Consider the following 12,822-nt stretch of genomic DNA (forward strand, 5'->3'; position numbering starts at 1 on the left):
GCTGCGATCCGATGGTCTGTCGGGTGTGCGGAGATTGGGGTCCCGTCGAGTGGGTTCGCGCAGAGACGCGGAGACGCGGAGACGGTGCGCCCGGCGAGAGCCTGTCGCGCCACGCCAGCGGCCTGGAAGGCCTGCGGCGTCTGGCCGGGTCGTTCGATCGAAGACGCAGTCCCCGCGCCTCCGCGTCCCTGCGCGATCATGCTCATATGATCCAATCCCCGCGGGCGGCGTCGGCGGGCTTCACGCCCAGATCGGGCCGCACGGTGGGGCCGGCGGCGCGGATGCGATCCTTGATGTGGGCGGGGCGGGGGCCGTCCGCCGTCTCGGTCGCGTCGATTACATAGGGGCCGTTCACGCGCCGTGCCGCCTCCTCGGTCGCGGCGATCGCCTCGCCGTGGGAGCCGGCGTCCACCGCCTCCGCCACGTGGCGCGACCAGCCCTCGCCGGTCCACCAGATGACGTCGCCCGATTCCAGATCGTTGCCCGTGACTATCTTCACCAGTCGCTCCGCTGAGGCTTGATCGATTGCTGCGCGTGCCGGCTCACGCGATCCGCTCCGCCCGGCGGGCGAGCGTCGCCAGCCGGTCCTCGGCGTCCGAGAGCGTCACCACCTCGCCGACGACGATGATCGCCGGGCTGACGACGCCCTCGCGCTCCACCATGTCGCCGAGATCGGCGAGCAGGGTGCGCAGCGCGCGGCTGCCGTCCAGCGTGCCGCGCTCCAGCACCGCCACCGCCATGCCGGGGCTGACGCCGTCCGCCATCAGCTTCTCGGCGATGGCGCGCGCGCAGGAGAGGCCCATGTAGATCACCAGCGTGCGGCCGACCCCGGCGAGGCCGGACCAGTCCTGCTCCGACAGGCCGCGGCACTGGCCGGCGACGAAGCTGACCGCGCTGGACCAGTCGCGATGGGTGAGCGGCAGCATCGCCTCCGCCGCGCAGCCGAGCGCGGAGGACACGCCGGGCACCACCTCCACGGCCAGGCCGGCAGCGCGCACGGCCTCCACCTCCTCGCCGCCGCGCCCGAAGATGAAGGGATCGCCGCCTTTCAGCCGTACCACCACCGATCCGGCACGGACGTGGGCGACGATCAGCGCGTTGATCGCCTCCTGCGGCAGGGTGTGGCGATCGCGCTTCTTGGCGACGGAGATGCGCTGCGCGTGGGGCGGCGCATGATCCAGCACGCGCATGTCGATCAGCCCGTCATGCACGACCACGTCCGCCATGCGCAGCGCCTCGACCGCGCGCACGGTGAGCAGGCCGGGATCGCCGGGGCCGGCGCCGACGAGAATGACGCGCCCGCGCGCGTGCGGATCGAGCAGACTTCCCATGGCGGCCAGATGGGCGTTCATCGCCCGCAACGCAATCCAGCGATGCTTGGGATCGGGCTAGCAGAAGTTTCGTGATGGGTCAGAGCGGCGGCAGCGCCTGCCGGGCGACGCCCCACCCCTTCAGGTTCCTGCCGCGGGCACGCTTCACCAGCTCGGCGGCGTCACGGATGGTGAAGCGGGCGGGGCTCTCCGTCTCCTCAAGCTCCTCCCAGGTGATCGGCGCGGCCACCGGCGCGTTGGCGCGGGCGCGGGCGGAGTAGGGGAGCACGGCCGTCGCGCCGCGCTGGTTGCGCAGCCAGTCAAGGAAGATGCGGCCCTTGCGCTCCGTCTTCTTCATGTTGGCGGTGAACATGTCGCCATGCGCCTGGCCGAGCGCCTTGGAGAAGCGACTGGCGAAATCCTTGACCGCCACCCAGTCCGCCGTCGCATCGAGCGGCGCGACGACGTGGACGCCCTTGCCGCCCGACAGCATCGGAAAGGTGACGAGGCCGATATCGGCCAGCACGCCGCGCAGGAACAGCGCCGCTCGCTTCACCGCCGGAAAGCCGAGCCCTTCGTCCGGATCGAGATCGAACACCAGGCGATCGACCATCTCGACATCGGCCACCTTCGATCCCCAGCCGTGGAATTCGATCGTGCCCATCTGCACGCAGGCGAGCAGGCCGGCGCCGTCATCCACGTACAGATAGGGCTCGTCATGCCCGTCCTTCTCGCGGATCGGCACCTTTCTTACGGTGTCGCCGAAGCTGCCGGCATCGTGCTTCTGAAAGAAACAGTGCTTGGCGCGCCCCTGCGGGCAGCGGACGAGGCTGACGGGCCGATCGGCCAGCCAGCCCAGCATCGGCTCCGCAACGATCGCGTAATAGTCGGCCAGCTCGCCCTTGGTGATGCCCGACTCCGGAAAGATCACGCGCTCCCGGCTGGATATGGCGATGCCGAACGGCTTCTCGTCCGGCTTGGCGGCTGCCTTCGCGCGCTTCGGCTTCGGCGCGGCGACCGGCGCCTCCTTCACCACGTCGGCGGCCGGCTTGTCCTCGCGCAGGCCGACGAAGCTCGAGTGGCGCAGCACGCCGTCATGCGTCATTTCGGCAAAGGCCACCTCGGCGACAAGGCTCGGCTCCACCCAGTGCGCCCCGCGCACGGCGGCGCGCGGCGCCTCCACCGTCGCTGTCTCCCGCTCCAGCGGCGTGAGTTTCGCCATCAGCGTCTCGATCCCCGCGGCGTCGAAGCCGGTGCCCACCTTGCCGGCGTAGCGCAGCCGCCCGTCCTCGTTCAGGCCCAGCAGCAGCGAGCGGAAGCCGCGTCCCTTCTCGCTCGGCGTCCAGCCGACGACGACGAACTCCTGCCGGCGGATGCACTTGATCTTCAGCCAGTTCTGGCTGCGCCGGCCGCGATAGGGGGCGTCCGCGCGCTTGGAGATGACGCCTTCGTAGCCGGCGGCGCACAGCGTGTTGAACAGCTTCTCGCCCTCGCCGGCGATATGATCGGCGTAGCGGATCGGCTCGCTCACGCCTTCCAGCAAGGTGGCGAGCCGCGCCTTGCGCTCGCGATTGGGCAGGGGGCTGAGATCCTGCCCGTTTTCCTCGAGCAGATCGAAGGCGAAGAAGGTGAGGGGGGCGCTGCCTTCCTTGAGCGCCGCCTGCAGCGTCTGGAAGCTCGGCCGACCATCCCGATCCAGCGCGACCACCTCGCCATCGATCAGCGCGCTGCCGATGCCGAGCGCGGTGGCCGCCTGCACGATGGGCGCGAACCGATCGGACCAGTCCAGCCCGGTGCGGGTATAGGCCTTCGCTTTGTCTCCGGCGATCGCGAGCAGGCAGCGATAGCCGTCATATTTCACCTCGTGCAGCCAATCCCCGCCGGGCGGCACATGATCGACCAGGGTGGCGAGTTGCGGCGCGGCGAAGGCGGGCAGGGGCTGCGCCTTGAGCGGCTTCGCGCGGGGCTTGCCGGCGGGCGTGGCGGCTGCCGGCTTGCGCGTCGCCTTGCGCGGCTTGGCGCCCGTTTCACGCGTCTTCGCCGGAGCGCCGTCGGCGATCTCGGTCATGGTGCGGCCGGTGGCGACGCTGGTGAGCGCGCGCTCCACCAGATCGTCCGATCCGCCCTGATGCGCGTCCGCCACCTTGCGCAGCAGCCAGTTCTCGTTCTTCTCCCGGCCGCGCGGCTTGAGGCGGATCATGATCCACTCGCCCTTCATCCGCTCGCCATCCAGCGTGAAGTGCAGGTGCCCCTCGGCCAGCGTTTTCACCGGATCCTTGCCCGGGTGCGGCGTCCAGGTGCCGCGATCCCACAGCATCACCGTGCCGCCGCCATATTGGCCCTTGGGGATGCTGCCCTCGAACGTGGCATAATCCATCGGATGATCCTCGGTGCGGACGGCGAGGCGCTTGTCCTCCGGGTTCAGGCTGGGGCCGCGGGTGACGGCCCAGCTCTTCAGCACGCCCTCCAGCTCCAGCCGGAAATCCCAGTGCAGCCGCGTCGCGTCATGCTTCTGCACCATGAAGATGTTGCCGGCCGCAGTGCCCCGCTTGCCCGCTGGCTCCGCCGTCTTCGCGAAATCGCGCTTGGCATTGTAGGTGGCGAGCGGATCGCTCATGCGCGCTTGGCGGCGGCGCGGCGCTTGGGCGCGGGCTTCTCCTCCGCCGGCGGCTCCGGCTCGGCCTTCTTGGCCGGGGCCTTGCGCGCGGCGGGCTTCCTGGCCGGCGCCTTCTCCTCCGCCTTGGCGGGCGCGCCCGGCTTGTCGAGCGATCGTTTCAGCGCGGCCATCAGGTCGACGACGTTGGAGCCCTTCGGCCGCGCATCGTCGCCGTCGTCGGCCTTGATCGTCTTGCCTTCCTTCTTGCGCTCGATCAGGTCGCGCAGCGCATCGACGTAGCGGTCGTGGAACTCGGATGCGTCGAACTTGCCGGCCTTCTTCTCGATCAGGGTGGTGGCGAGATCGAGCAGATCCTCGTCGGGCTTCGCGTCACCGATGTCGCGGAAGTAGGAGGCGGCCTTGTTCACCTCGTCGGCGTAGCGCAGCGTTTCCAGCACCAGCCCGCGGCCGCAGGGCTTGAGGCTGACTGCATATTCGCGGCCGCGCAGGGCGAGCTGGCCGATGCCCACCTTGCGCGTCTTGCGCAGTGCCTCGCGCAGCACGACGAACGCCTCCTCGGCCAGGTCGTCCGCAGGGACCACATAATATGGCTTCTCGAAGTAGATAGCGTCGATCTCGTGCGCGTCGACGAACTGGGTCAGCTCCAGCGTCTTCTTGCTCTCCAGCTTGACGCCCTCGATCTCCTTCTCGTCCAGCAGCACGTAGCTGCCTTTCTCATATTCGAAGCCCTTGAGGATCTCGTCGCGATCGACCGGGCCGATGCCGGGCACGACCTTCTCATACTTCACCCGCTTGCCGCTGGGCTCGTGGATCTGGTGGAAGGCGATCGACGCGCCGCTCTTTGTGGCGGAGTAGATCTCGACCGGGATCGAGACGAGGGCGAGCCGGATCTGACCCTGCCAATATGCGCGCGCGGCCATGGTTCGCTCCCGAATCGTTGCGAGAGCGATTCAATGTGCGAGCGGGCGAGTCGTTCCGGCGCGGTCAGCCGAAGCGGACGCTGACCTTCGCAGCGACGGAGCGGCGGCGGCGCATGGCGGCGCCGGTCAGCGCGAAGCCGCCGATCATCATCGCCCACGTCGCCGGCTCCGGCACCGAGCCGATCGTCGCGACGCCGGCGAGCTGCCCGCCGAGCGGATAGAAATCGTCGTAGGTGAACGAGGCCGTGCGGCCGATGAGCTGGCCGGCCGAGGGATTGGCCGGCGCGAACGACCCGAGGTCCACCGACAGCCGGGCGCCGCCGCCCTGATCCGCGCCGCCCGAGACGATATCGACGGTACCGTCCGTCGAGCGACCGACCAGGCGGGGGATGAAGCGATCCGAGAAGTCCTCGCCGCCGATCACGAGGTCGAAGCGGGTCAGCGCATAGGAGATGAAGATGCTGCCGTCGAAATCGCCGGGATCGGCGTCGTCATAGCTGAAGGTGCCGGAAAAGGCCTGTCCCACGGCGAAAAAATTGCCCTGCGGGATGTCTGGATCGTCGAAGACGTTGTTGACGGCGCTGGTGAGCCGGCCGGCGAACGGAAGCGTCACGATGGCGGCGTCGGCCGGCGTCAGCGCCGTCGTCACCAGCAGCAGGGCAAAGCTCAACGCAGGCAATCTGGCGCGAATCATGGCGATTTCCCCCGTAATGGTGGGGTTAACAATCCGTTAATACTGTGCCGAGTCAAGGCTTGATCCTGCTTAACGCAAGTGCACATGATTTTGATCTGGCGCGCTGCGTGGTCGATCGAAAGATAAGCAAGATGCGTCAGGTCTAATCGACCAGCGAGGCGTTCGAACCTGACGAGAGAGGAGACTGTGAGACCCGCTGTGCCACCGCGACCCGCTGCATCCCGCGCGTCTCCTTGCATTCCGCGTTGACCCGTAGGCCGCAGAAATCTAGGAAAACGGCCGTTGCCCCGGTAGCTCAGCAGGACAGAGCAACGGTTTCCTAAACCGCAGGTCGGGAGTTCGAGTCTCTCCCGGGGCACCAGCCTCAGCCCTTGCGAGCGGCGGCCGGCATGCGTCACGCCACGCGCGGCAGACCGGCCAGCACCTTATCCAGGGTCAGCGGATAATTTCGGATGCGGACGCCGCAGGCGTTGTAGACGGCGTTCGCCACCGCCGCGCCGACGCCGCAGATGCCGAGCTCGCCCACGCCCTTGGCCTTCATCGGCGAGGATTTGTCGTCCACCTCGTCCAGGAAGACCACGTCCTGATGCGGCACGTCGGCATGCACCGGCACGTGATATTCCGCCATGTCGTGATTGACGAAATAGCCGAAGCGCGGGTCGACCACCGCCTCCTCCATCAGCGCCGCGCCCACGCCCATCGTCATCGCGCCGATCACCTGGCTGCGGGCGGACTTGGGGTTGAGGATGCGGCCGGCGGCGAAGGCGCCGCCCATCCGCCGCACGCGTATCTCGCCGGTCGCCATGTCCACGCCCACCTCGGCGAAGTGGGCGCCGAAGGTGGACTGGGCGTAGGTCTTGCTCAGGGTGCCATATTCCATGCGATCCTCGGCGGAGAGGCCGTCCGCCCCGGCAGCCTCGGCCAGCGGGATGGCGCGCGTGCCGGAACGGACCTTGCCGTCCGCGAAGGTCACGTCGGCGGCGTTGAGGCCGAGTTTCGCGACGATCGCCTCGCGCAGCTTCACGCAGGCGGCATAGACGCCGGCGGTGGCGCTGTTGCCGCCCCACTGGCCGCCCGAGCCGGACGAGACCGGGAAGGTGGAGTCGCCGAGCAGCACCACCACCTTGTCCAGCGGCACGCCCATCATCTCGGCCGCGGTCTGGGCGATGACGGTGTAGCTGCCGGTGCCGATATCGGTCATGTCGGTGGCGACCGTCACCACGCCCTTGCGATCGATGCCGACGCGCGCGGCCGACTTCTGCGTCATGTTGTTGCGGAACGCTGAGGCGACGCCCATGCCGACGAACCAGCGACCGTCGCGCACCTGCGCGGGGCGCGGGTTGCGCCGGGACCAGCCGAACCGCTCCGCCCCCGTCCGCAGGCAACCGATCAGGTTGCGGTGGGAGAAGGCACGCGTCGGCTTCTCCGGATCGACCTGGGTGTCGTTCAGGATGCGCAGCTGCACCGGATCCATGCCCAGCGTCTCCGCCAGCTCGTCCATCGCCACCTCCAGCGCCATCATGCCGGGCGCTTCCCCGGGCGCGCGCATGGCGTTGCCCTCCGGCAGGTCGAGCGTGGCCAGGCGCGTGGCCGTCAGCCGGTTGGCGCCGGCGTAGAGCAGGCGCGTCTGGTTCGGCGCCGTCTCCGGCCCGCCGCCGGGCAGGTCGCCGGACCAGCTCTCGTGCGCGATCGCGGTGATTCGCCCATCCTGCCCGGCGCCGATGCGGATGCGCTGGATCGTCGCGGGGCGGTGGGTGGTGTTGTTGAAGATCTGCGGCCGCGCCAGCGCCAGCTTCACCGGCCGCCCGGCCGCCCGCGCGCCGAGCGCAGCCATCAGCGCATCCGATCGCACCCACAGCTTGGATCCGAAGCCGCCGCCGACATAGGGGCTGATGACGCGGATATTCTCCTTGGGGATCAGCAGCGTCTCGCTCATGTCGCGCACCGCCCAGGCGATCATCTGGTTGGAGGACCAGAGCGTCAGCCTGTCCCCCTCCCACGCGGCGGTGGTGGCGTGCGGCTCCATCATCGCGTGGCAGTGATCGGGCGTGGTGTAGGTCTGATCCAGCTTCACCGCCGCCTTGCCGAACGCGCCGGCGAAATCGCCCACGGCGGTATCGGGGGTGCCCTCCTCGGGCTTCACCGCCGTCGCCTTGGCGGCGGCGAGATCGTAATTGCCCTTGGCGCGGGCATAATCGACGCGAACCAGCTTGGCGGCGGCGCGTGCCTGCTCGAACGTCTCCGCCACCACGACGGCGACGGCCTGGTCGAAATGCTCGACGTCCGGCCCGGCCAGCAGGCGCGCGGTGTGCGCCTTGGCCTTTGCGAGGGTGCCGGCATTCTGCCACGTGACGATCGCGAGCACGCCGGGCGCGGCCTTGGCATCTGCCAGATCGATGGCGGTGATGCGGCCCTTGGCCACGGCCGCGCCCAATATGTAGCCATAGGCCGGGTCCGCGATCGCATCGTGCCGCTCATAGGCGTAGGGCGCCTGGCCGCTCACTTTCAGCGGCCCGTCGATGCGGTCGTGCGGGTGGCCGATCACCTTCAGCGCGTCGATCGGATTGGTGGTGGCGGGCGTATCGAACTTCATGGCTCAGGCCTTCGCTTCCGCCATCACGGCGCCGATGGTGCGCTCGACGAGCGGCAGCTTGAATGCGTTCTGGGGCGTGGTGCGGGCGCCGGCCAGCACGGCGGCGGCGGTGGCCTTCGCGCCCTCGCCGATCCGGGCCTCGGCCGCCTCGACGCGCCACGGCTTGTGGGCGAGCCCGCCGAACGCCATGCGCCCGCGCCCGTCCGGCTGGATCACGGCCGCGACCGAGATCAGCGCGAACGCATAGGACGCCCGATCCCGCACCTTGCGATAGACGTGCGTGCCGCCGAGCGGCCGGGGCAGGGTGACGGCGGTGACGAGCTCGCCCGGCGCCAGGGCCGTTTCCACGTTCGGCGTGGTGCCGGGCAGCCGGTGGAAATCGGCGATCGCGATGGCGCGGGTGGCGCCGTCCGCCTTCACCGTCTCCACCTGCGCGTCCAGCACGCGCATGGCGACGGCCATGTCGCTCGGGTGGGTGGCGATGCACTGTTCGCTGGTGCCCATGATCGCCAGGTTGCGGTTGAACCCGCCGATCGCGGCGCAGCCGGCGCCCGGCTGGCGCTTGTTGCACGGCTTTGTGGTGTCGTAGAAATAGGGGCAGCGGGTGCGCTGGAGCAGGTTGCCGGCGGTGGTCGCCTTGTTGCGCAGCTGGCCGGACGCGCCGGACACCAGCGCGCGGGAGAGGACCGCATAGTCGCGCCGCACCCTTTTGTCGGCCGCAAGATCGGTATTGCGGACGAGCGCGCCGATGCGCAGGCCGCCGTCCGCCGTCGCGGCGATCGTATCGAGGCCGAGGCCGTTCACGTCCACCAGATGCTGCGGCGTCTCGATCTGCAGCTTCATCAGGTCCAGCAGATTGGTGCCGCCGGCGATGAACTTCGCGCCGGGCTGCGCCATCACGGCGGTGGCCGCCTCGGCCGGGCTTTTCGCCCGCTGATAGGTGAACGCCTTCATGCCTTCGCTCCCGCCGGGTTCACGCCGGCCACGTCCTGCATCGCCTCGATGATGTTCGAATAGGCGCCGCAGCGGCAGATGTTGCCGCTCATCCGCTCGCGCATCTCCTCGGCCGTGGGACGGGGTGCGGCGGTGATGTCGGCGCTGACGTGGCTGGGTATGCCTGCCTTGATCTCGTCCAGCACCGCCACCGCCGAGCAGATCTGGCCAGGCGTGCAGTAGCCGCACTGATAGCCGTCATGCGTCACGAAGGCCGCCTGCATCGGATGCAGCTTGGCCGGCGTGCCGAGCCCCTCGATCGTGGTGATCCGGTCGCCCTCGTGCATCACCGCCAATGTCAGGCAGCTGTTGATCCGGCGCCCGTCGACGATCACCGTGCAGGCGCCGCACTGGCCGTGATCGCAGCCCTTCTTGGTGCCGGTGAGGTGCAGATGCTCGCGCAGCGCATCCAGCAGCGTGACGCGGGTATCCAGCGACAGCTTGTGGTCGCGACCGTTCACGGTGAGCGTCACCGGCATCGTCGGTTCGGCCACGCGGGGCGGGGCCGCCTGCGCCTCGCCGGCCGGAACGCCGGCCGCCGCCACGGTCACCGCGCCGCTGGCGATGATCTCCCGCCGGGAGAGCGCGAAGGGGAAGGCCTCTGACATGGTTCTGCTCTTTCGTCGTCCCGCCTCTCCGCTAGGAGGAGGGACGGGTGCTTGTCTGACTGCGGGAATAAGGCGCCGGGCGTGTGGAATGATATAGGGCGAATTCCGTAACGAAGGGATCGGCCATCCGGTTTCGTGACGAAGCCTTGCCTGCAAACACGACCGTACAGCTTACGGGCGGAGCATGTGCCGTCACGCGGTCCGTCCGGTCGATCGGATCCGTCCGACGGCTTGCGACAGGCTGCTGACAAGCTCGTGAAGGCACTGAGGCCGCGTGCTTCAGGAGGGTCCGTGGTGCGACACGAAGCGGAGAGACACGCCCGCCTCAGTCAGGCATCGGACAGGCGGTTCTGGTGGGGGAGGTTGCCCGCGATCGGCACACCTCGCAGGTGACTCACACGGGTTCCGCCAACGCGGCGATGATGGCGAGCCTGCGAGGCAAGGCCGCCCATCGCGACGCGCCTCCGATCGGCCGATATTGTCGCGATGTGCGGTGGATATGCCGCCCTGGTCGCCTTCCGTGTCGGGCGGCTTGCTACCGCCCGGCACGAAAGGACAGGATTACGCCGCCTTCGGCGCCGACTGCCGCACGCCTTCGTCGACGTGGCTCTCGAACTGCTCGAAATTCTCGATGAACTGGCCGACCAGCTTCCGCGCCACCGCGTCATAGGCGTCCTTGTCCGCCCAGGTCTCGCGCGGGTCGAGGATCTTCGAGTCCACGCCCGCCACCGCCACCGGCACCTTGAAGCCGAAGTTCGGATCGGTGCGGAACTCGGCGTCGTTCAGGCTGCCGTCGAGCGCGGCGTTCAGCAGCGCGCGCGTCGCCTTGATCGGCATCCGGCTGCCGGTGCCGTAGCTGCCGCCGGTCCAGCCGGTGTTGACCAGCCAGCAATCGACCCCGCCCTTGGCGATGCGCGACTTCAGCAGGTTGCCGTAGATCGACGGGTGGCGCGGCATGAACGGCGCGCCGAAGCAGGTGGAGAAGGTGGCCGAGGGCTCCACCACGCCGATCTCGGTGCCGGCCACGCGCGCGGTGTAGCCGGAGAGGAAGTGGTACATCGCCTGGTCCGGCGTCAGCTTGGCGATCGGCGGCAGCACGCCATAGGCGTCGGCCGTGAGCATGATCACGTTGGACGGCACCGGCCCCATATTGTCGTCCGACGCATTGGGGATGAAGTCGATCGGGTAGGAGGCGCGGCTGTTCTCGGCCAGCGTGTCGTCGTCCAGGTCCAGCGCGCGCGTCTCGGGATCGCAGACCACATTCTCCAGCACCGTGCCGAAGCGCTTGGTGGTGGCGTAGATCTCGGGCTCGGCGTCCGGCGAGAGGCGGATCATCTTGGCGTAGCAGCCACCCTCGAAATTGAACACGGCGGTGTCGGACCAGCCATGCTCGTCGTCGCCGATCAGGGTGCGGCTGGCATCGGCCGAGAGCGTCGTCTTGCCGGTGCCGGAGAGACCGAAGAAGATCGCCGAGGTGCCGTCCGGCCCGATATTGGCCGAGCAGTGCATCGGCATGATGCCGTCCATCGGCAGCTTGTAGTTGAGGATGCCGAACACCGACTTCTTCATCTCGCCGGCATATTTGGTGCCGCCGATCAGGATCAGCTTCTCGGTGAAGTTCACCGCGATCACGGTTTCGGAACGGCTGCCGTGCCGCTCCGGATCGGCGCGGAAGCTCGGCAGGTCGATGATCGTGAACTCGGGCACGAAGCCGGGCAGGGCGTCCGCCTCCGGCCGCACCAGCAGCGTCTTGATGAACAGGCTGTGCCAGGCGAGCTCGTTGATGACGCGCACCTGCACGCGATGCTCGGGCTGCGAACCGCCGTAGAGATCCTGCACGAACAGGTCGTCACGGGTGGCGAGATGGGCGAGGAAGTCGCTCTTCAGCACGGCGAAATGCTCGGGCGTCATGCCCTTGTTCGTCTTGCCCCACCAGACGGTCTCCTCCGTCTCGGCGTCGCGGACGATGAACTTGTCGTTGGCGGAGCGGCCGGTGTGCTTGCCGGTCTTCACCACTAGCGGGCCGTCCTTGGCCAGGATGCCCTCGCCGCGCGTCACGGCCTCCTCCACCAGCGGGGCGGTGCCGAGATTCCAGTGCACCGCGGCCACGACGTCGAAACCCTGCTTGTCGAGCCCGTAGGCGGGCACTCGATCGGACACTGGAACTTCTCCTTGCAAGCCGTCAATCCATGCAAAATCGGTACGTCGTTTTGCCTTGACTGCGGCGCATATAGGAAAGTGCGGACCCGTCAAAGCCATGAAAATGGCGAGCCACGGGACACTCCGCTTTGTTGCCGGTGCCGCCGCCATGCGCTAGGCAGGCGGGGTTCACGAGGGAGGCCGGGCGGCCAAGATGACGGCTTCCATCGCGCTGGTCGACGACGATCGCAACATCCTGACCTCCGTCTCGATCGCGCTGCAGTCCGAGGGGTTCGCCGTCCGCGTCTATTCGGACAGCGAGGCCGCGCTGAAGGCGCTGACCGAAAATCCGCCGGACCTGGCCGTGCTGGACATCAAGATGCCCCGCATGGACGGGATGGAGCTGCTGCGCCGCTTCCGCGAGCGGAGCGCCGCGCCGGCGATCTTCCTCACCTCCAAGGACGACGAGCTGGACGAGGCGTTGGGCCTCGCCATGGGCGCGGACGACTATATCACCAAGCCCTTCTCGCAGCGGCTGCTGATCGCCCGCATCCGCGCGATCCTGCGCCGCACCGAGGCGCGCGCCGTGCCGGAGGGGGAGCAGCCGGCCGGCCCGGTGGCCGAGCCGATCGTGCGCGGCCGGCTGAAGCTGGATCCCGCCCGCCACCGCGTGGAGTGGAACGGCCACGACGTGACCCTGACCGTCACCGAGTTCCTGATCCTCGACTCCCTGGCGCAGCGGCCCGGCTTCGTGAAGTCGCGCGATCAGCTGATGGACGCCGCCTATCAGGACGACGTCTATGTCGACGATCGCACGATCGACAGCCACATCAAGCGGCTGCGGCGCAAGTTCCGCGCGGTGGACGACAGCTTCAAGGCGATCGAGACGCTGTACGGCGTCGGCTACCGCTTCTCGGAAGAGGCGGCGTGACGGCGGCCGGGCGCAGG

Annotated in this window: 10 protein-coding genes and 1 tRNA gene; 2 read left to right on the top strand and 9 right to left on the bottom strand. The window is 68.7% G+C overall.

Going from position 1 to position 12,822, the window contains the following annotated elements; genetic code table 11:
- Positions 1-202: 202 nt before the first annotated feature.
- The 5 genes from GNT64_RS05655 to GNT64_RS05675 form a co-directional block, all read right to left on the bottom strand.
- Complete coding sequence (locus GNT64_RS05655) at positions 203-499, bottom strand: DUF2849 domain-containing protein (RefSeq protein WP_156678620.1); 297 nt, start codon at positions 497-499, stop codon at positions 203-205.
- A gap of 43 nt (positions 500-542) precedes the next feature.
- Positions 543-1,331 (bottom strand): uroporphyrinogen-III C-methyltransferase, encoded by a 789-nt coding sequence (cobA, locus tag GNT64_RS05660; protein WP_156681455.1) that lies wholly within the window; start codon positions 1,329-1,331, stop codon positions 543-545.
- A 79-nt stretch (positions 1,332-1,410) separates the two neighbouring features.
- On the bottom strand, positions 1,411-3,927 hold the full coding sequence (gene ligD / locus GNT64_RS05665; protein WP_156678621.1) for a DNA ligase D: 2,517 nt from the start codon (positions 3,925-3,927) through the stop codon (positions 1,411-1,413).
- Positions 3,924-4,847 (bottom strand): non-homologous end joining protein Ku, encoded by a 924-nt coding sequence (gene ku / locus GNT64_RS05670; protein ID WP_156678622.1) that lies wholly within the window; start codon positions 4,845-4,847, stop codon positions 3,924-3,926. The genes ligD and ku overlap by 4 nt, the downstream gene beginning before the upstream one ends.
- 64 nt (positions 4,848-4,911) lie before the next feature.
- Positions 4,912-5,517, bottom strand: a complete 606-nt coding sequence (locus tag GNT64_RS05675; protein ID WP_231639301.1) for a PEPxxWA-CTERM sorting domain-containing protein — start codon at positions 5,515-5,517, stop codon at positions 4,912-4,914.
- Positions 5,518-5,825: 308 nt separating this feature from the next.
- Between GNT64_RS05675 and GNT64_RS05680 the strand changes: the two genes are divergently transcribed.
- A tRNA-Arg gene (locus tag GNT64_RS05680) sits at positions 5,826-5,902 on the top strand.
- 33 nt (positions 5,903-5,935) lie between these two features.
- Here the strand turns inward: GNT64_RS05680 and paoC are convergent.
- The 4 genes from paoC to GNT64_RS05700 all read right to left on the bottom strand — a co-directional run bounded on the left by paoC (position 5,936) and on the right by GNT64_RS05700 (position 11,895).
- Positions 5,936-8,134, bottom strand: coding sequence for an aldehyde oxidoreductase molybdenum-binding subunit PaoC (gene paoC / locus GNT64_RS05685; RefSeq protein ID WP_156678624.1), 2,199 nt, complete (start codon positions 8,132-8,134; stop codon positions 5,936-5,938).
- A gap of 3 nt (positions 8,135-8,137) precedes the next feature.
- A complete protein-coding gene (locus tag GNT64_RS05690) occupies positions 8,138-9,088 on the bottom strand; it encodes an FAD binding domain-containing protein (RefSeq protein ID WP_156678625.1) in 951 nt (316 codons plus the stop codon).
- Positions 9,085-9,735: an aldehyde dehydrogenase iron-sulfur subunit PaoA gene (gene paoA, locus GNT64_RS05695; protein ID WP_156678626.1), complete on the bottom strand. Its 651-nt coding sequence runs from the start codon at positions 9,733-9,735 to the stop codon at positions 9,085-9,087. The genes GNT64_RS05690 and paoA overlap by 4 nt, the downstream gene beginning before the upstream one ends.
- Positions 9,736-10,296: 561 nt before the next feature.
- Entirely contained in the window at positions 10,297-11,895 is a 1,599-nt protein-coding gene (locus GNT64_RS05700; RefSeq protein ID WP_156678627.1) for a phosphoenolpyruvate carboxykinase, read from the bottom strand.
- Between the two features lie 193 nt (positions 11,896-12,088).
- Between GNT64_RS05700 and GNT64_RS05705 the strand changes: the two genes are divergently transcribed.
- Positions 12,089-12,805 (top strand): response regulator transcription factor, encoded by a 717-nt coding sequence (locus tag GNT64_RS05705; RefSeq protein ID WP_156678628.1) that lies wholly within the window; start codon positions 12,089-12,091, stop codon positions 12,803-12,805.
- The last annotated feature ends 17 nt before the right edge of the window (positions 12,806-12,822 follow it).

Origin of the sequence: Sphingomonas profundi, assembly GCF_009739515.1 — a bacterium.
GTDB classification, from domain to species: Bacteria; Pseudomonadota; Alphaproteobacteria; order Sphingomonadales; family Sphingomonadaceae; genus Alterirhizorhabdus; species Alterirhizorhabdus profundi.